Source organism: Massilia sp. CT11-108 (assembly GCF_047302915.1).
In the GTDB taxonomy this organism is placed as follows: Bacteria; Pseudomonadota; Gammaproteobacteria; order Burkholderiales; family Burkholderiaceae_D; genus Telluria; species Telluria orientalis.
Window position 1 is genome coordinate 1 of sequence record NZ_JBKYMO010001450.1, and the last position, 288, is coordinate 288.

Here is a 288-nt window from a genome sequence, read left to right on the forward strand (position 1 = left end):
GGAGCGTAACCGTGCCGGACGTGCCGGTCGGCGTGCCGTCCACCTTGCTGGAGCGCCGCCCCGACATCGCCGCGTCCGAACGCGCCGTGGCCGCGGCCAACGCGCAGATCGGCATCGTGCGCGCCGCCTACTTCCCGCAGATCGGCCTGACGGCATCGTACGGCCCGTCCGCCAGCGCCATCGGCGACCTGTTCAAGGCATCGAGCATGGCGTGGGCACTGGGCCTGTCGGCCACCGAGACGATCTTCAACGGCGGCGCCAACCGCGCGCCGCGTCGGCGCCCTGCAC

At 73.3% G+C, this 288-nt stretch carries 1 protein-coding gene; it reads left to right on the forward strand.

Going from position 1 to position 288, the window contains the following annotated elements:
* Positions 1-288, forward strand: a 288-nt coding sequence (locus ACEN88_RS35215) for a TolC family protein (protein WP_413347055.1), incomplete at both ends; no start/stop codon positions are given.